This window comes from Streptomyces sp. NPDC029292 (assembly GCF_055569295.1).
The window spans coordinates 479,035-496,451 of record NZ_JBVHXR010000002.1; the positions used below are offsets into that span (position 1 = coordinate 479,035).

The following is a 17,417-nucleotide window of genomic DNA, read 5'->3' on the forward strand; positions in this document are numbered from 1 at the left end:
ACAAGCAGGCAACTTAGCTGACGCCATCCCGATATACGGACGCGTCAATCTGAACAACGTACGGCCGTGCGGGTGCCGTAAACGGGCCGGGGCGCGCCATGTCTCCCCGGCCCGTTGCCCCGCCTACGCCAGTCCCAGCGAGCGCTTCAGGAAGTCCACCTGGAGCAGCAGCAGGTTCTCGGCGACCTGCTCCTGCGGGGTCATGTGCGTGACACCGGAGAGGGGCAGCACCTCGTGCGGGCGGCCCGCGGCCAGCAGCGCCGAGGACAGCCGGAGGGCGTGCGCCACCACCACGTTGTCGTCCGCGAGACCGTGCACGATCATCAGCGGCCGGTGCGGCTCGGCGGGCGCGGAGAGTCCCTCGTCGGTGATCAGTGAACTCTTCGCGTACGTGTCCGGGCTCGCTGCCGGATTGCCCAGGTACCGCTCCGTGTAGTGGGTGTCGTACAGCCGCCAGTCCGTGACCGGAGCGCCCGCGATGCCCGCGTGGAAGACGTCCGGTCGGCGCAGCACGGCCAGCCCCGCGAGCCAGCCGCCGTACGACCAGCCGCGGATCGCCACCCGGGACAGATCCAGCGGGAAGGTCTCCGCGAGACCGTGCAGCGCGTCGATCTGGTCGTCGAGGGAGAGCGTGAAGTCGTCGCGGACCGCCTTCTCCCAGGCGGGGGAGCGGCCGGGGGTGCCGCGGCCGTCGGCGACCACCACCGCGAAACCCTGGTCGGCGAACCACTGCGAGGTGAGGTGCGCGTTGTGCGCGGCCAGCACGCGCGGGCCGTGCGGGCCGCCGTAGGGATCCATGAGGACCGGCAGGGGGGTGTCACCGTGGTAGTCCGTTGGCATAAGCACGGCGCATGGGATTTTCCGTGCGCCCCCCTGGGTGAGGGTTACGCGCGGGGACAAACCGGGATGTTCTGCGTACGAGGCCACGGTCGCCGTCTTCCCCCAGCCTCCGGCCGGGGAGACCCCCGTCGCGCTTCGCTTGCCCTCGCGCAGCACCTGCACCTGGGCGCCCGGCTGGTCGAGCGCCGCCGACACGAGCACGGTCACGCCCCCGGCGCGCACCGCGGAGTGCACGCCGGGCTCCTGCGAAAGGCGTTCCATACCGAGCTCGTTGACGCGGTACACATGCACTTCGCCTGTTTCGGGCGCGGTCGCCGCCTTGCCCGCAGACGCCGAGATCAGCACGTCGTCGTCGGACACGTCGAGCACCGCGCGCACATGCAACTGCGGTCCGGTCAGCGGGCGTTCGCCGAACGCGAGCACCCGGGCGCCGCCCTCGTCGGCGATCCGCACGAGCTGACCGCCGGGGCTCCAGCACGGCACACCGGGGAAAAGATCAAGCCATTGTGGATCTTCGTCCGCGTGCACCATCCGGGTCGCCCCGGTGTCCGGCGACACGGCCAGGAACAGCTGGCTGCGCTGGTCCCGCGCCTGCACCAGAATCAGTGGGGCACCCGCCGCTGACCAGTGCACATGTGCCAGATACGGGTAGCGGCGCCGGTCCCACACGACCTCCGTGCGCACCCCGTCGAGACCGATGACGAAGAGCCGTACGTCCGCGTTGTCGCTTCCCGCCACCGGATACGCGACGCGCTGCGGATCGCGCTCGGGATGCGCCGGATCGGAGATCCACCAGCGGCGTACGGGCGTGTCGTCGACCCGCGCGACGAGCAGCCGGTCCCCTTCCGGCGACCACCAGAAGCCGCGCGAACGCCCCATCTCCTCGGCCGCGATGAACTCGGCCAACCCATAGGAAACCGACGCCGATCCCGCCGCCGGCTCCGGCTCCGCGAGCGCCCGGTCGTCCTCGCCCTCGGCGCCGACCACCCTGAGGGCGCCCCCGGCGACGTATGCGACGAGCCGTCCGTCGGGCGAGGGGCGCGGGTCGATCACCGGTCCCGGTACGCGCAGTTCACGTGCCGTGCCGGCCTGCAGCTCCGCTGTGAAAAGCCGCCCCGACAACGCGAAAGAGGCCAACTCGACCGCCGTGTCGGTGGCGTAGGCGACGACCCCGGCACCGCCCTCGCGGCTGCGTTCGCGGCGTGCCCGCTCCTCGGCCGACAGGCGTTCCGTGGCACCCCCGAGCAGTGCCGCCGGATCGGCCGCGATCCTCCCCCAGCCTCCGGCCGGGGGGACCCCCATCGCTCCGTCCGCCACGTCGAGAACCCACAGCTGATTCGCCCGGTCCGTACCGGAGCTGGACCGCAGGAACACGACCCGGGAACCGTCGGGCGACACGGTGAACGCGTGTGGCGCGCCGAGGGTGAACCGCTGGGTGCGGGCGTACCGGCGCGGGAAGGAGAGAGGCTCGGTCGTCATGCCCCGACCATATTGGCCATGCGCCCCCTTGTGCGGCCGTGCGCCGATCGATGCGCGCGTACGGATAGTTATGATCACTAGCGCTGTGTGGGTATGAACCTGCTGGCCGCTGTATGGATGTACTAATTTCTCTGCTCTGTTTGTGATCTTTGGAGGTGAACTGCCGTGGCACTCTCGATTTCGGCGGTGGTGCTGCTGGCGATCATTGTCTTCATCCTGGTCAAGAAGTCAGGGTTGAAGGCCGCGCACGCCATCGTGTGTGTCCTGCTCGGGTTCTACCTCGCCTCCTCCACCGTCGCTCCCACGATCAACGAGGTGACGACGAACATCGCGGGCATGATCGGCAGCATCAAGTTCTGACGGGTGCTGGGTGAGTGCCAGGAGCCGGGGACCGAATCCCCGCGGCGGGCCCGTGAAGAGGCCGAGGCCCTCATGCCAGTGCCCAGCAGACCAAGACCGCGTACGCCGAACAGATCGAGGAGCTGCGGACGCAGGTCGCGGAGCTGCGGGCAACCCACCGAGTAGCGGGGCCGGTCAGTCTTCGGACGCGTACGGCACGAAGTCGGCCCAGGCGGCGGGGGAGAAGGCCAGGCGGGGGCCGTCCACGTTCTTGGAGTCGCGGACGTGGACGGTGCCGGGGGTGGTGGCGAGTTCGACGCAGGAGTCGCCTTCGGAGCTACTGCTGTAACTGCTCTTGAACCACGCCAGCGCGACTTCAACACAGGACTCGCCGTCAGTGCCGCCGCTGTAGCTGCTCTTGAACCACGCCAGTTCGGAGGCGTCCCCTGCGGAGGCCTTGCGGATCATGTTTCTCCCAGCAGTTGCTCGATGAAGGCCAGCGACTCCCGTGGTGGGAGAGCCTGCGCCCGGATGGTGCCGTATCGCAGCTCAAGGATGCGAAGCTGCTTTGGATCGGTGATCGGCCGACCACTAAAGGCGCCGTCGGAACGCCCTGCCGCCGTCCCGTCCGGGAACTTCAACAACTCGATCCTGCCGTCCAGCCCGGGATGGGGGTCGGTGTTCGTCGGCATGACCTGGAGCGTGACGTGGTGCAACCGCCCCACTTCCAGGAGATGTTCGAGCTGCTGTCGCCAGGCCATTGTGCCCCGAACCTGTCTGCGCAGCGGTGCCTCTTCCAGCACGAAGTGGATCGACGGGGCCGGGTCCCGTTCAAAGACCGACCGCCGGGCCAACCGAGCGGCGACCATGCGTTCCACATCACCCGGTGAGTACGGCGGCTGTGCTGCCTCGATCAGGGCACGCGCATGTTCCGGCGTCTGCAACAGCCCAGGGATGATGTTGCACTCGTACACCCCGATCTCGACCGCCTTCGCCTCCATCTTCGCCAGATCCCGCACCTTCTTCGGGTAACTGACCTTCTTCACGTCCTCCTTCATCGCGGAGATGAGCCCACCCGCCCCCAGCACCTCGTCCGCCTTGTCCAGGTACTCAAGCCGTGGAATCCGCTTCCCGCTCTCGATCTTGTAGACCAAGTCCTCGCCGTACCCGACCGCCACCCCGAAGTCGGCGGCCCGCATCCCCACGGCCTCCCGGCGCAGCCGCAACTGCCGCCCCACGGTCGCGACGACCGCCACACCCCAGTCGTCGTCCGGGTCCACCTCCCAACCCGGCTCGTCCGCCTCGCTCTTGAGCCGCGCCGCGCTGCCGTCCACCTGCCGCATCCCGCACCCCTCCGTCGTACGACCGTGCCGCGACGCCCGTACCCGCACGACCGCTCCCGACAGCCCGGACACGACTGGACAACGTCCGGACAGTCACCGTACGCAACGGAGTTGTCACTGTTCACGGTAGGCACGGACGGCCACGCTGAGTGACGTGATCCAGAAAACCGCCGCCCCCGAGGCTCGACTCGACCACTCCATCCGCGACTTCAGCGTGCGACTGTCACCCACGCCACGCGGCGCCCGCCTCGCCCGCCTGCTCGCCACCGAGCAACTCCGGGCCTGGGAACTCACGTTGGACCCGGCACGCCAAGTCGTCGCCGAACTCGCGGCCAACGCGGCCGCGCACAGTCGCGTCCCTGGCCGGGACTTCAGGCTCACCCTCTACGTCGTCGGTGACACCCTGCGCATCGAGGTGACCGACACCTGTGGCGACCGCCTGCCCCGCCCCCAAGACCCCACCCCTGACGCCGAGTCCGGCCGGGGTCTCGTCCTTGTCGAGGCGCTCGCCGACCGGTGGGGCGTCGCCCAGGGGCCGCACCCGCGCAAGACGGTCTGGGCGGAACTGAACCTCGTACCCCTCCCACCGGAGTCCGCCCGCACGTGCTCCGGTGCCAGGGGCGCTCTTCCCAAAGAACCACGCGGGTGAAAGGACTCCACCAAGCCCCACCCCACCCTCCCGCCCACGTCGGCATGCCCCTCACTCGCGCGAGTGAACATCACCAACTCGGCTGGATTCCGGGCCGGTTGCCTGGCCTACGCTCGGCGCAACACAACCGCAGACATGCGACGGCCCCCGCCGGGACGGCAATCCCAATGCGAGGGCCTGACCACCGAGGAAGATCGGACCTTCCTGATGGATACGCACGACATTAGCGTGCCCCCGCACGCCCAGTCCCGCCTTGCCGCCGACAAACACCCGAACCGGCGGCACCCCCGCTCCGGAGACTCCGGCCACGGCGGCCTCACTCACGACAACGCCCGCCACACCACCCGCTTCACGGTGATCGGCAACCACCTCGCCCAGCACCCGGAGCTGTCGGGCCTCGCCATCGGACTGGCCGTCTACATCCAGTCCCTCCCCGCAGGCGCCCGCGTCGACATCAAGACCCTCGCCGCCCGCTTCCCCGAGGGCGCGACGCGTATCGCCGCCGCCCTGCGCGAGCTGGAGGCCCACGGCTACCTGCGCCGCGAACGTCAACGCACCCCCGGCGGTCGCATCGTCACCCGCACGATCTCCTGCAACCAGCCCGGCCACCACCGCCAGGCAGCCGTCGACCACGGCCCGGTGACCCCGAAGCAGCCGACGCAGCCGAAGCAGCGCGCACCCCGCAAGCCCCTCCCCGCCGTCCCGCGCCCCGCGTACCCCGCCCCCGCCCTCCTCCAGGCCGCCGCCGCCCTCCTCGCGGACCTCCGCCGCCACGACCCCCGCCTCCTCCTCTCCGCCTGCGACACGGCCCACCTCGCCCCCGGCGTCGCCGCCTGGCTGGAACGAGACGTCAGTGCCATCGCCGTACGACAGGCGCTCACCGCCGACCTCCCGCCCGAGGGTTTACGGCGGCCCGCCGCCCTCCTGGCCCACCGCCTCACCACCCAGCTGCCGCCCCCGCCCCCATTCCGCGCACCCACCCCACCGCCGGCCACCCGGCACCCGCTCCAGACCTGCGACGGCTGTGACCGCGCCTTCCGCGCGCCCGAACCCGGCCGCTGCCGTGACTGTCGGGTGGACGTTCCCGCGGCCGCCTGACACACACGCCTGTTCAGATCACCGGCTCCGCGACACGAAAGGCTCCGGGCCCCACCATGGTCAGCTCCCCACCCGTGGACGGAATCTCCGCCGACGCGCTTCCGGCCTCCGCCCGAGGTCGGCTCGGCTGCCGCCCCGGCTCGATACCCTGGCTGGGGCATCCCCAGGAGGACACGATGAGCACCCAGTCTGATCACGGACACGAGCTGATCCCCCGTCCCGAGCACACCCCTGACGCCCTGCGTGCGGCCCTCGCCGTCGTCGACCCGGGCCGCCTGGGCGAGATGCAGGCCAAGAAGGACGAGGCATTCGCCAAGGCGGTCGAGTGGCAGTCCCTCAGCCCCGTGCGGGGCTGGGTCCTGACCTGGGCCAGGGACATCGAAATCGCGCGCCGCCCCGATCTGTCCGCCCGTTACTCCCGTGCGAAGAGCCATCTGGAACACGAAGATCCGGCCACCGCTCAGGAAGCCCTGCGAGAACTGACCTCCGTCCTGGACGAGGCCATGAAGGCAGTCCGCGCGTGAGCTGGAAGTGGGAGTACGCCTTCGGCGCGGAGCAAGCCGCTCGTACCGCTCCGGCCGACTTCCTCGCCAGGGTGGAAAGAAAGGCGGACGAACTGGTCAGGGCGGCCGAAGCCTTCCACGTCCACGGCCGGGCCCACGGAGGGGTCGACCCGAAGGGCGGCGACATCATCGTCCCCGGCGGCATGTTCACGTACCAGGTCGTCGTGCGAAGCGAGCGCGTCTACATCGTCCAGATCACGTATCTGGGTTTCTGAACCGTCGGCTCATCGGCACTGCTGAGACCGTGCCGCGACTACCGATCAGCTGAGCAGGACCTGGAGAGGCCGGGTGACCGGCTGTCCGGAGGGGTGGGATCCGGAAACGGACCGGCCGGAACCGGCGGCTGGGGAGGCGGTGGGGGAGGTCGGTCACCTCGTAGGGTGGCTCCATGACGGAACTGCCCGACCGGCGTCTGCTCCTGGTGCACGCGCACCCGGACGACGAGTCGATCAACAATGGCGCGACCATGGCCAAGTACGCGGCCGAGGGCGCCCATGTGACGCTGGTGACCTGCACCCTCGGCGAGGAGGGCGAGGTCATCCCGCCCGAGCTCGCGCGGCTCGCGCCCGACCGCGAGGGCGGGCTCGGCCCGCACCGGATCGGTGAGCTGGCCGCCGCCATGAAGGAGCTGGGGGTCACGGACCACCGGTTCCTCGGCGGCCCCGGGCGCTTCCGTGACTCCGGAATGATGGGCGTCGAGCAGAACCACCGCACGGGCGCCTTCTGGTCCGCCGCCGTCGACGACGCCGCCGAGAGCCTCGTAGAGGTGATCCGCGAGGTACGTCCCCAGGTGCTCGTCACCTATGACCCCGACGGGGGTTATGGGCACCCGGACCACATCCAGGCCCACCGCGTCGCGATGCGGGCCGCCGAGCTGGCCGCAGAAGCCTCCTTCCGTCCGGATCTCGGCGAACCGTGGCAGATCGCCAAGATCTACTGGAACCGGGTGCCGCGCTCGGTGGCCGAGGAGGGGTTCGGGCGCCTTCGCGACGCGCTCCCGGAGCTGCCCTGGACCACGTCCGCCGCCCTCGACGACGTACCGGGTGTCGTCGACGACTCGGTGGTCACCACCGAGGTCGACGGAACCGCCCACGCCGCCGCCAAGGCCGCCGCGATGCGCGCGCACGCCACACAGATCGAGGTCGCCGAGCCCTGGTTCGTGCTCTCGAACGAGCTCGCGCAGCCGCTGTTCACCACCGAGTACTACGAGTTGGTGCGCGGGGAGCGGCCGAAGGCGCGCGAGAGGGACCTCTTCGAGGGCGTGGCGACCGATCAGCGAGAGGCGGGCGTGTGATGAGTACGACGGGACCGCGGGGGAGCATGCTCGCCCAGCCGCTGAACCGGCCCTCGGGCGGGCGGATCGCCGCCTACGCGGGACTCTTCGTGCTCGGCGCCGTGATCGGGGCCGCCGGGGCGCTGGTGCAATCCGGCTGGTTCCCGGGCGGGTTGCTGCTCGCGCTCGCCGGCGCCGCCGGGCTCTTCCTGGGCGGGGCGCACGCGGTCGGCACCAGAGCCGGGGCCGTCGCGCCCGCGGCCGGCTGGATGGTCGCCGTCGTCCTGCTCACCGCCAGCCGTCCGGAAGGGGACTTCCTCTTCGGTGCGGGACTCGGCTCCTACCTCTTCCTGCTCGGCGGCATGGCTGTCGCTGTGATGTGCGCCACCCTTGGGCAAGGGCGGCAACCGGGCGGCTCCGCCGTCCGACTTGGGAAGTGACGTACCACTTCGCCGTATCGGACAGGTGCGGGTCCCGTGGGGGTTTCCTTCGCGGGCGAGGTTTGCGCGCCGGACACGGCCAGTATGGTGGTGCGCGCCGCCGAGCTGCCCGAGATGAGGTCGAGTAAACGGGCGGCGGAGCCAACCGGGAGAACCTGCCTTGAGTCGTGAAACTGACAGTTCGTCCTCCGGGCCCAACGGGCGCGGTGGAGCCGCGTACCCGTCGGGGACGCCGCCGTACGGGACCCCCACGGCTTCCGAAAGCGGCGTTGACGCGGGCCGTTCGGCCACCGGCAACCCGCCGGAGGAGCGCAAGACCGAGACCACGCTGACGACCCGGATCCGGATCAACATCCCCGGATCGCGGCCCATTCCGCCCGTCGTCGTGCGCACGCCGGTCGGGGACGCGGACGCGTCCGCCGAGGGCGTCGACGGCGTCGGTGGTGCCGCGGAGGCGCCGCGGGGCGTGACGTCGCCCACGGGCGCGTCCACGGCTCCGGCCGCGTCCACCACCGCGTCCATGTCCGTGGACGGTGCCGCCGGGGCTGCCCCCGCGGCCGAGGAGAAGGCGAGCGACTGGTTCGCGCCGCGCAAGTCCGGTGCGCCCAAGGGCGGGCCGGGCGGTGGGTCCACCAACGGAGCGGGCCTGCCGGGCGGTTCGGGTCCCGCGGGTGCCGCGGGCTCGGCGGGGCCGCAGGGCGGTCGCCCTGGAGCTCCCGGAGCTCCTGGTGCTCCCGGCGGTGCGCGGCCGAGTGCCGCGAACGGCTCCGGTCCGCTGGGGGCCCCTGGTGGCGCCCGGCCCGGCGCGGCGAACGGGCCGCGCCCCGGCGGCGGTACGAACGGCGCCGGGCTGCCCGGTGCCACCGGTGCCGGACCCGTGGCGCCCGGCCATGGCGGTGGCACCGGTTCCTTCGACGTCTCGGGAGCGCTGAGCAACACCGGCTCCTTCCCGTCCATCGGACCCGAGGGCGGCGGTGAACCGCGCCGCGACGACCTGCCGTACTTCTCGGAGGGCGGGCAGCGCGGCCCCGTCGGCGCGACCGGCGGTCCGGTCACCGGAGACGGCCCGCTGGCGCCGCCGACCGGTCCCGGCGCGGCTCCCGGCAGCCTGGCCGCGGGTCCTGGCGCGGGCCAGGGATATCCCGGCGGCGGTCCGGGTGGTCCCGGCGGCCTGGGTGGTCCCGGCGGTCCGGGTGGTCCCGGCGGTGGTCCGGGCGTTCCCGGCGGCCCGCGTGGCCCCCTCAGCGGTGGGCTCAGCGACGACACCGCGATCCTCACGCCGCAGAAGCCGGCACCCGAGCCGGGCGCTCAGGGCTACGGCGGCGCCGCGGAGAATGTCTCCGGACACACCCTGACCAGCGGCATCCCCGTTGTATCGCCCGCCCAGAACTCCCCGTTCGGGCCGGGCGCGCACCCCGACGGCCCGCTGCCGCACACCCCGCCGAAGCTGCCTGAGCCGGTCCAGCAGCCCGCACCCGAGGCGAAGCGGCCCAAGAAGAAGGGCCGCAACAAGCCCGCGCTGCTCGGCGTCCTCGTGGTGGTCCTCGCCGGTGGCGCCTACGGCGCCGGGCTCCTGATGAACCACTCGGACGTGCCCAAGGGCACCACCGTGCTCGGCGTCGACATCGGCGGCGGCACCCGCGACGAGGCCGTCAAGAAGCTCGACGACGCCTTCGGGAACCGTACGAACAAGGCCCTCAAGCTGTCGGTCGACGGCGACACGGTCTCGCTGAAGCCGGACCAGGCGGGGCTCCAGTTCGACACCCAGGACACGGTTCGCGCCGCCGCGGGCAGTGACTACAACCCGGTCTCCGTGATCGGCTCGCTGTTCGGCCAGGAACGCGTCGTCGAACCCAGCATGCCGGTCGACGAGGAGAAGCTGCAGGCCGCCCTGGAGCGCGCCGCGGGCGGCTCCGGTTCGGCGAGCGACGGCACGATCAAGTTCGTGTCGGGCAAGGCCGTCGCCGTGTACGGCAAGGCGGGCAAGGGCATCGACGTCGCGTCCTCCACGCAGGCCGTCGAGGACGCCTACCGCGCCCAGGTGGAGACCGACACGGTCACCCCGGTCAAGGTCGCCACCAAGACGCGCCAGCCGACGGTGGCGAACACCGAGGTCGACCGGATGATGACGAAGTTCGCGAAGCCGGCGATGTCCGCGAACGTCACGGTCCGCACGGATGCCACCCACTTCATCTCCTTCAGCCCGCAGAACTCCATCTGGAAGTTCCTGAGTGTCCGCGCGGTCAACGGCAAGCTGGTCGAGCACTACGACCTCGCTGCCCTGAAGGGGCTGTACGGCGGCGCCTTCGACGGCGTCACGATCACCAAGGGCGACGGCAGCAAGAAGGCCGTGAGTCCGGAGGACGTGGCCTCGGCCCTCGGCCTGGCGCTGCGCGCCACGACAACCGCCGGGCGCGACGTCACCATCGACACGAACCCCAGCTAGCCCCGTCGCGTCGGGCATTCGAGAGGGCATCCGGCCATGGCTTCCATGGCCGGATGCCCTCTCGTCGTACGCCAAGACCCGATGCAGCGTTGCCCCGAGGTGTCCGCGAGGCGCAGGGCCGGGGCCGTATGACATCTGTCATCCCGCAGTCGCGACAGGCGGCACTGCCGACGTCACCCCCTCCGTCGCCACGATGGACCACATGACAACGACAGCGGCGACCACCACCTCGGTGGTCGGGTTCGAATCAGTGACCAAGGCCTACGGGAGCGTCCGGGCGGTGGACGGGCTGACGCTCGACCTGCACCCGGGCGAGACCGTCGCCCTGCTGGGTCCGAACGGGGCGGGCAAGTCGACCACGCTGGACCTGCTCCTCGGACTCAAGCAGGCCGACAGCGGCGCGGTGCGGGTGTTCGGCACCGGCCCGCGCGAGGCGATCGTCGGTGGCCGGGTGGGCGCCATGCTGCAGAGCGGCGGCCTGATGGACGAGGTCACCGTCGCCGAGCTGGTGAAGCTCGCCTGCGCTCTGCACCCGAAGCCGTTCCGTGTCACCGACGTCCTGGCCCGCGCGGGCATCTCGCAGATCGCCGACCGCAAGGTCAACAAACTCTCCGGCGGCCAGGCCCAGCGCGTCCGCTTCGCCCTCGCCACGGCCGGCGACAGCGACCTCATCGTCCTCGACGAGCCCACCACCGGCATGGACGTCTCCGCCCGCCAGGCCTTCTGGGCCACCATGCGCGAACAGGCCGACCAGGGGCGTACGGTCCTGTTCGCCACGCACTACCTGGAAGAGGCCGACGCGATCGCCGACCGGGTGCTGGTACTGCACCGCGGACGGCTCCTCGCCGACGGCACCGCCGCCGAGATCAAGGCGAAGGCCGGCGCCCGCCGCGTCGCCTTCGACCTGGAGGGCCCGATCGACGAGGCCTCGCTGCGCGCCCTGCCCTTCCTCACGTCGATAGACGTATCAGGGCAGACCGTCCGCATCCAGTCATCCGACGCCGACGCGACCGTGCACGCCCTGTACGGGCTCGGTGTCTACCCCCGCAATCTCGAAGTGGCCGGGCTCGGCCTGGAGCAGGCCTTCGTAGCCATCACGGCCGCCGAGGAGGCGAAGTCCAAGTGAACGGTCTCATCAAGCTGGAAATCACCCGCGCCCTGCGCAACCGCAAGTTCCTGTTCTTCTCGGTGATCTACCCCTCGGCCCTGTTCCTGCTGATCGCGGGCAGCGCCGACAGCACGACGAAGGTGGAGGGCACGGGCCTCACCCTCCCGACCTTCTTCATGGTCTCGATGGCGTCCTTCGGCGCCCTGACCGCTGTTCTGATGGGCAACAGCGAGCGCATCGCCAAGGAGCGCGAGAGCGGCTGGGTGCGGCAGCTGAGGCTGACCACGCTCCCCGGCCGGGGCTATGTCCTCGCGAAGACCGCCAGTGCCGCCGTGATCAGCCTGCCGTCGATCGTGATCGTCTTCGTGGTCGCGGCGGCCGTGAAGAACGTCCGCCTGGACGCCTGGCAGTGGCTCGCGCTCACCGGCACGATCTGGGTCGGCAGCCTCGTCTTCGCCGCCCTCGGGGTCGCCATCGGCTATCTGGCGACCGGGGACGCGGTCCGCCCGATCACGATGATCGTCTACTTCGGGCTGTCGATGCTCGGCGGCCTGTGGATGCCGACGACGACCTTCCCCGACTGGCTCCAGTCCATCGCGAAGTGGCTCCCCACGCACGCGTACGCTGCCCTCGGACAGGCCATAGAGCTGGGTAACGCCCCGCACGCCAAGGACATCGCCATCCTCGCCGTCTCCTTCGTCCTGTTCGCGGGCGGAGCGGCGTGGCTGTACCGGAAGGACACGCTGAAGGCGTGAGTGCCATGACGGAAGACCCGCTGCCCGACGACTCCCGGGCGCAGTGGCTGGTGCGCACAGGGCAGTCACCGCGCAACGTGCGCGAGGCGCTGCGCAAGGCGATGTGGATCGTCATCTGGCTGGTGTTTCTCAGCTCACCGGTCCACGACCTGGCGTCCGGCCATCACACGCCCGCCGCCACCGCGGCCGGCTGGCTTGGCCTCGCGGCCTTCGTCGGGATCTATCTGACGCTGGTCTTCCGGAACATGGGCAAGGCGTTGAACGGCCCGGTCGTCGCCGTCCTCGTCGTCGCCCTCGGCGTGCTCGCCGTCGTGCTGTGCCTGTCCCTCGGCCCGCCCTGGCTGGGCCTCTTCGTGTACGTCTCCGTCGCCTGCGGGACGACGTTCCCGCTGCGGGTGGCGTACTGGACGATCCCCCTGACCGCCGTCGCGATGCTGCTCGTCGGCCTCCACGGCGGTGAGCAGGACGCGCGCAACCTCGTCCTCCTCGTCGTCCTCATCGGCTTCGCGATGACCGGCGTACGGCAACTGGTCCGTACGACGGTGGAGTTGCGCAAGGCACGGGCGACCGTCGCCCAGCTTGCCGCGAACGAGGAACGGCTGCGGCTGGCCAGGGACCTGCACGACCTGCTGGGCCACTCGCTCTCCCTGATCACGCTCAAGAGCGAGCTGGCCGGGCGGATGCTCCCCGACCACCCCGAGAAGGCGGCCCAGCAGGTCGCCGACATCGAACAGGTCAGCCGCCAGGCCCTCGTCGACGTCCGCGAGGCCGTCACCGGATACCGGCGGCCCCGGCTGGCGGGGGAGCTCGCGGGCATGCAGGTCGCGTTGACCGCGGCGGGCGTCACCGCCGACCTGCCGGCCGAACCGGACCTCGACGGCGTCCCGGAGGAGAGCGAGGCCGCGCTGGCCTGGGCACTGCGCGAGGCGGTCACCAATGTCGTACGGCACAGCGGGGCCCGGCGCTGCGTGGTGGAGCTCGTCCACCGCCAGACGCTGGACGGCCCGGTGCTCGAACTGTCCGTGGAGGACGACGGTTCGGGCGGCTCCGGCAGTACCCCCGGCAACGGCCTGACGGGGCTGGCCGAACGCCTGGAGAAGGCCGGCGGCTCGCTGGAGGCCATGGGGGTCCCCCCGGTCGAGCGAAGCCGAGACTGGGGGAGGGTGCGGCACGGCTTCCGGCTGGTCGCCAGGGTGCCGACGGGCGCCCCGGCGCACGGGGCCGGCCACCCCGTAGGATCCGGGGCATGAGCCGCACGATCAAGGTCCTGCTCGCCGAGGACCAGTCGATGGTCCGCGAGGCGCTGGCCGCCCTGCTGGGTCTCGAACCGGACATCGAGGTGATCGCGCAAGTGGCGCGCGGGGACGAGGTGTTGGCCGCGGCGCGCGAGCACGACGTGGACGTGGCGCTGCTCGACATCGAGATGCCGGGCAAGACGGGCATCGAGGCGGCGGCCGAACTCCACAAGGAACTCCCCGCCCTCAAGCTGGTCATCCTCACGACCTTCGGCCGCCCCGGCTATCTGCGCAGCGCCATGGAGTCCGGCGCCGACGCCTTCCTGGTCAAGGACGCTCCGGCCGCCCAACTCGCCGAAGCCGTACGGAAGGTACTCGCCGGCGAACGCGTCATCGACCCCACCCTCGCGGCCGCCGCCCTCGCCGAGGGGGCCAACCCCCTCACCGACCGCGAACGCGAAGTCCTGCGCGCGGCCTCCGACGGCTCCACCAACGCCGAACTGGCCACCGCCCTCCACCTCTCCCAGGGCACCGTCCGCAACTACCTCTCCACCGCCATCCAGAAACTGGCGGTCCGCAACCGCGCGGAGGCCGTGCGGACGGCCCGCGAGAAGGGCTGGCTGTAGGGGAGGGTCTTTCGCCCCCGCCGCCCCAGACCCCGCTCCTCAAACGCCGGAGGGGCTGAAAATCTTTAGCCTGTCCGGCGTTTGAGGACGAGCGCGTCAGCGCGATACGGGGGTCTGGGGGTGAAGCCCCCAGGTACGGGACGGGTAGGGGCGGCGGGGGCGAAAGACGCTTGGGCAGGCGACGCCCGTCAGTCCCGTCGGATCAGCTCCGGGTTGATCCGCCGCCCCACGAGCGGCAGGGTCCCCAGGACGGCGGTCGCCACCACCCCCACCGCGGCGAGCGCGAGCAGCGGGATCCCGGAGGAGTCCCAGAAGACCTCGCCGCCCCCGGTGACCAGGTAGCTGGACTCGGCGAGCTTGCCCGCGACGAGCGCGAGGGCGAGCCCGATCGCGAGCGGCAGCACGACCTGGGCGCACTGGACGGCCCGCAGGGTCCGCGCCCGGGCACCGATCAGCGCCATGGCGGTGACGTGCGCCCGGCGTTCGACGGCCCGGTCCGTGACGGAGACCAGGAACGCGGCGATACCGATGACCAGGCCCATGACCATGCCCAGGCCCAGCAGGGTCTCGATGACGGCGATCTGCTGGAGGCCGTCGATGTTGACGCCGATGGGGTCGACCTCGGCGGTCGGGGCGACACCACCGATGCCGTCGAGCACCGTACGGACGGCACTCGGATCCGAGCTGCCGGTGAGGACGTACCGGGCCGACTGGGGCCGGGCCTTGTCCGGAAGCGCCGAGGGAGGGACGAGGACGGAGGCCCCGCCGACCGCCGACGGGTCGTACGCGCTGTAGGTGATCCCGTCGGAGGGGAGGGTGAGGGCCAACGTCTTGCGCCGGCCGTCCTCGCTCAGCCGGTACGGGAAGGAGGCGCCGGGGCGCACACCCGGGTCCGTGCCCGCGTTCGGGTCGACGAGCCGCAGCACCTTGCCGTCCACGCAGCCCTCGGAGTGCCGTACGAACTGGCCCAGTTGGGCGCAGGTGGCGACCAGGGCGGTGACCCGCGGCTCGACCTGCGAACCGCCGTTCAGGTCGACCCAGGAGTCCATCGTCAGGGCGTGGGCGCGGACACCTCGTACGTCGGCGAGGTCGTGCTGCTGCCGTGCGGTGAGGCCTGACAGCGCGATGGAGTAGTCCTGCGAGGGGCTGCTGGGCCGGGTGACCTGGTTCTCCTCGATGAGGATGCCCTGGGCGAGCGAGGCGGCGTACACGAGGAGCACCAGGCCCGTGGCCACCCGCATGGCGCTGCCGGGCTCCACCTCATTGCGGCGCATCGCCAGGTTGAGGGTGAGGGACTGGGTGGCGCCCGCCACCTTGCGCGCGAGGACGAAGGACAGCAGCGGCAGCGTCAGGACCAGACCGACACCGGTCAGCAGGACTCCCGCCGGGATCAGCAGCGCCGCCGGGCCGTCGCTGGAGGCCGGGTGGTCGGTGAGGCCGGTCGCGCAGTAGCCGGTCACGATGCCGAGGCCCGTCACCAGCAGCAGGCCGCCCCACTTCGACGGCGGCCTGGGCACCGCGGTGCGACGGGCCGCCAGCGGATTGGCGGCGGCGTTGCGGGCGCTCGCCCGGCCGACGAACCAGGCGAGGGCCGGACAGCCGATCAGGCAGACGGCGACGGTCGACAGGGACAGCGCGCCGTCCCCGGGGTACCACTTCAGCTCGGGCAGCCCCGTCCGGGACATCACCTGGTTGAGGACCCCGTACTCGCCGAGCCCGAGCACCGTGCCGAGCAGGGACGCCACCACGGTCTCCGCGGCGTTCACCCGCTGGGTGCCCTTGACGCTGAGGCCCAGCAGACGCAGAGCCGCGAGGCGGCGCGTACGGCTGGCGGCGGACAGCCGGGCGCAGACGGAGAGGAAGACGCCCAGGGGGAGCAGGACGATGGTGGCGAGCGCGAAGCGGAGGATGGTGAGGGTGGAGGGGTCGACGGCGGGGATCGGCGCGTAGTCGTACCCGAAGCCCGTCAAGACGCGGGCCTTGCCGGTCAGCCGGGCGCGCGTGGTGCCGACATACGCGTACAGCTCGTCGGGGTTCGTCAGACCGGCCTTGCCGATCAGGCCCTTCTCACGGCCCGGCAGCAGCCCCTTGAGGGCGGGCTCCGCGCGCAGCAGGTCGTGCACCCGTGGGGACACGAACACCTCGCCGGGGCCCGGCAGTTCACGCAGTCCGGGCGGGGTGGGCGCGTCCTCGCCGCGGGCGACGAAGACCCGGGTGAAGGCCTTCGAGCCATGCGGATCGGACCGCTCGAGGACGAGCGTCGCGTCCTGGGAAGCGGAGTGGGCGGAGGTCTTGGGTTCCCTGGCGGCGGCGCGCCCGTCGTGCGCGTCGAGGATCGCCGGGATGGTGAGGACGAGGGCGAGGCAGCACACCCCGAGGGAGCCACCGGCCGCCATCAGGAAGAAGCGGATGCGGTTGCCGCGGCCGGCGCCGAGCAGCAGCCGCAGGCCGAGCAGGAACTCCCTCACATCGACCCCCGGGGCGCGAGGACTCCGTCGGCCATCGTGTAGTGGCTGTCGGCCTGGGCGGCGACCGCCGGATCGTGGGTCACCAGGACGACCGCGGTGCCCTGCGAGCGGGCCAGGCCGAGGAACTCCTTGAGTACGGCGGACGCGTTGGCGCTGTCCAGCGACCCGGTCGGTTCGTCCGCGAAGACGACGGCCGGGCGGTGGACCAGGGCCCGCGCGACGGCCACCCGCTGGCTCTGTCCGCCCGACACCTGTGAAGGGCGGCGCTCGCGCAGCCCGTCGAGCCCGAGCCGTCCGAGGACCTCGCCCGCGGCCGCGAGAGCGGGCCGCTTGCGCTGCCCGGCCAGCCGCAGTGGCAGGGCGGTGTTCTCCTCGATGGTCAGCTCGGGGAGCAACTCGCCGTACTGGAAGACGAATCCGAAGCGCTCGCGGCGCAGCGCGCTGATCTCGTCGTCGGTGAGGTCGCCGAGTGGCCGCCCCTCGAAGCGCACCTGCCCGCGCGCGACGGGCAGCACGCCCGCCAGGCAGTACAACAGCGAGGACTTGCCCGAACCGCTCTGTCCGGTGATGGCCGCGATCTCCCCGCGCGCGACGGAGATGTGCGCGTCGCGGACGGCCGACTGGGTGCCGTAGGAGAGGTCGACTCCCGTGGCGGAAAGGATCTCCGAGGTACGTGTCTGCGAGGTACTGATGGCTTCCCCCAAGAAGCGAGCGGGCCCAGGTGTGCACCCCTGGGCCCGGTGTCGTGCTGGTGC

General features: G+C 71.5%; 17 protein-coding genes. 12 read left to right on the forward strand and 5 right to left on the reverse strand.

The window, feature by feature from the left end; genetic code table 11:
• Nucleotides 1-123: 123 nt before the first annotated feature.
• Nucleotides 124-2,319, reverse strand: coding sequence for a S9 family peptidase (locus ACZ4WS_RS07045; protein WP_467977916.1), 2,196 nt, complete (start codon nt 2,317-2,319; stop codon nt 124-126).
• Between the two features lie 165 nt (nt 2,320-2,484).
• Between ACZ4WS_RS07045 and ACZ4WS_RS07050 the strand changes: the two genes are divergently transcribed.
• A complete protein-coding gene (locus ACZ4WS_RS07050; protein ID WP_467977917.1) occupies nt 2,485-2,679 on the forward strand; it encodes a hypothetical protein in 195 nt (64 codons plus the stop codon).
• 174 nt (nt 2,680-2,853) lie between these two features.
• Here ACZ4WS_RS07050 and ACZ4WS_RS07055 read toward each other — a convergent pair whose 3' ends face one another.
• Entirely contained in the window at nt 2,854-3,126 is a 273-nt protein-coding gene (locus ACZ4WS_RS07055) for a DUF397 domain-containing protein (protein ID WP_467977919.1), read from the reverse strand.
• Nucleotides 3,123-4,001, reverse strand: coding sequence for a helix-turn-helix domain-containing protein (locus ACZ4WS_RS07060; RefSeq protein ID WP_467978336.1), 879 nt, complete (start codon nt 3,999-4,001; stop codon nt 3,123-3,125). Before ACZ4WS_RS07060 ends, ACZ4WS_RS07055 begins: the two co-directional genes overlap by 4 nt.
• 154 nt (nt 4,002-4,155) lie before the next feature.
• On the opposite strand from ACZ4WS_RS07060, the gene ACZ4WS_RS07065 reads away from it, so the two are divergent.
• The 11 genes from ACZ4WS_RS07065 to ACZ4WS_RS07115 all read left to right on the forward strand — a co-directional run bounded on the left by ACZ4WS_RS07065 (nt 4,156) and on the right by ACZ4WS_RS07115 (nt 14,194).
• The gene (locus ACZ4WS_RS07065) at nt 4,156-4,650 is read left to right on the forward strand and encodes an ATP-binding protein (protein WP_467977921.1); all 495 of its coding nucleotides are present in this window, start codon (nt 4,156-4,158) and stop codon (nt 4,648-4,650) included.
• A 207-nt stretch (nt 4,651-4,857) separates the two neighbouring features.
• Nucleotides 4,858-5,748, forward strand: a complete 891-nt coding sequence (locus ACZ4WS_RS07070) for a helix-turn-helix domain-containing protein (protein ID WP_467977924.1) — start codon at nt 4,858-4,860, stop codon at nt 5,746-5,748.
• 176 nt (nt 5,749-5,924) lie between these two features.
• Nucleotides 5,925-6,272, forward strand: coding sequence for a hypothetical protein (locus tag ACZ4WS_RS07075; protein ID WP_467977926.1), 348 nt, complete (start codon nt 5,925-5,927; stop codon nt 6,270-6,272).
• Nucleotides 6,269-6,526: a hypothetical protein gene (locus tag ACZ4WS_RS07080; protein WP_467977928.1), complete on the forward strand. Its 258-nt coding sequence runs from the start codon at nt 6,269-6,271 to the stop codon at nt 6,524-6,526. Before ACZ4WS_RS07075 ends, ACZ4WS_RS07080 begins: the two co-directional genes overlap by 4 nt.
• Nucleotides 6,527-6,699: 173 nt before the next feature.
• Nucleotides 6,700-7,605 (forward strand): N-acetyl-1-D-myo-inositol-2-amino-2-deoxy-alpha-D-glucopyranoside deacetylase, encoded by a 906-nt coding sequence (gene mshB / locus ACZ4WS_RS07085; protein ID WP_467977929.1) that lies wholly within the window; start codon nt 6,700-6,702, stop codon nt 7,603-7,605.
• A complete protein-coding gene (locus tag ACZ4WS_RS07090) occupies nt 7,605-8,024 on the forward strand; it encodes a DUF6113 family protein (protein ID WP_467977930.1) in 420 nt (139 codons plus the stop codon). The genes mshB and ACZ4WS_RS07090 overlap by 1 nt, the downstream gene beginning before the upstream one ends.
• Nucleotides 8,025-8,184: 160 nt before the next feature.
• Nucleotides 8,185-10,470: a hypothetical protein gene (locus ACZ4WS_RS07095; protein ID WP_467977932.1), complete on the forward strand. Its 2,286-nt coding sequence runs from the start codon at nt 8,185-8,187 to the stop codon at nt 10,468-10,470.
• 202 nt (nt 10,471-10,672) lie between these two features.
• On the forward strand, nt 10,673-11,596 hold the full coding sequence (locus ACZ4WS_RS07100) for an ABC transporter ATP-binding protein (protein ID WP_467977934.1): 924 nt from the start codon (nt 10,673-10,675) through the stop codon (nt 11,594-11,596).
• Complete coding sequence (locus ACZ4WS_RS07105) at nt 11,593-12,333, forward strand: ABC transporter permease (RefSeq protein WP_467977936.1); 741 nt, start codon at nt 11,593-11,595, stop codon at nt 12,331-12,333. The genes ACZ4WS_RS07100 and ACZ4WS_RS07105 overlap by 4 nt, the downstream gene beginning before the upstream one ends.
• Before the next feature lie 5 nt (nt 12,334-12,338).
• Nucleotides 12,339-13,583, forward strand: a complete 1,245-nt coding sequence (locus ACZ4WS_RS07110; RefSeq protein ID WP_467978338.1) for a sensor histidine kinase — start codon at nt 12,339-12,341, stop codon at nt 13,581-13,583.
• Entirely contained in the window at nt 13,580-14,194 is a 615-nt protein-coding gene (locus ACZ4WS_RS07115; RefSeq protein ID WP_467977937.1) for a response regulator, read from the forward strand. Before ACZ4WS_RS07110 ends, ACZ4WS_RS07115 begins: the two co-directional genes overlap by 4 nt.
• 188 nt (nt 14,195-14,382) lie before the next feature.
• On the opposite strand, the gene ACZ4WS_RS07120 is transcribed toward ACZ4WS_RS07115, so the two are convergent.
• Both ACZ4WS_RS07120 and ACZ4WS_RS07125 read right to left on the reverse strand, forming a co-directional pair.
• Nucleotides 14,383-16,662, reverse strand: coding sequence for an ABC transporter permease (locus tag ACZ4WS_RS07120; protein WP_467977939.1), 2,280 nt, complete (start codon nt 16,660-16,662; stop codon nt 14,383-14,385).
• Nucleotides 16,659-17,366, reverse strand: coding sequence for an ABC transporter ATP-binding protein (locus ACZ4WS_RS07125; RefSeq protein WP_467977941.1), 708 nt, complete (start codon nt 17,364-17,366; stop codon nt 16,659-16,661). The genes ACZ4WS_RS07120 and ACZ4WS_RS07125 overlap by 4 nt, the downstream gene beginning before the upstream one ends.
• Nucleotides 17,367-17,417 lie beyond the last annotated feature (51 nt).

Bases quoted from the DNA above. Each gene is read 5' to 3' on its own strand.
- ACZ4WS_RS07070 (WP_467977924.1), top strand. From the start codon at position 4,858: ATGGATACGCACGACATTAGCGTGCCCCCGCACGCCCAGTCCCGCCTT.
- mshB (WP_467977929.1), top strand. From the start codon at position 6,700: ATGACGGAACTGCCCGACCGGCGTCTGCTCCTGGTGCACGCGCACCCG.
- ACZ4WS_RS07055 (WP_467977919.1), bottom strand. From the start codon at position 3,126: ATGATCCGCAAGGCCTCCGCAGGGGACGCCTCCGAACTGGCGTGGTTC.
- ACZ4WS_RS07045 (WP_467977916.1), bottom strand. From the start codon at position 2,319: ATGACGACCGAGCCTCTCTCCTTCCCGCGCCGGTACGCCCGCACCCAG.
- ACZ4WS_RS07115 (WP_467977937.1), top strand. From the start codon at position 13,580: ATGAGCCGCACGATCAAGGTCCTGCTCGCCGAGGACCAGTCGATGGTC.
- ACZ4WS_RS07060 (WP_467978336.1), bottom strand. From the start codon at position 4,001: ATGCGGCAGGTGGACGGCAGCGCGGCGCGGCTCAAGAGCGAGGCGGAC.
- ACZ4WS_RS07100 (WP_467977934.1), top strand. From the start codon at position 10,673: ATGACAACGACAGCGGCGACCACCACCTCGGTGGTCGGGTTCGAATCA.
- ACZ4WS_RS07110 (WP_467978338.1), top strand. From the start codon at position 12,339: ATGACGGAAGACCCGCTGCCCGACGACTCCCGGGCGCAGTGGCTGGTG.
- ACZ4WS_RS07075 (WP_467977926.1), top strand. From the start codon at position 5,925: ATGAGCACCCAGTCTGATCACGGACACGAGCTGATCCCCCGTCCCGAG.
- ACZ4WS_RS07090 (WP_467977930.1), top strand. From the start codon at position 7,605: ATGAGTACGACGGGACCGCGGGGGAGCATGCTCGCCCAGCCGCTGAAC.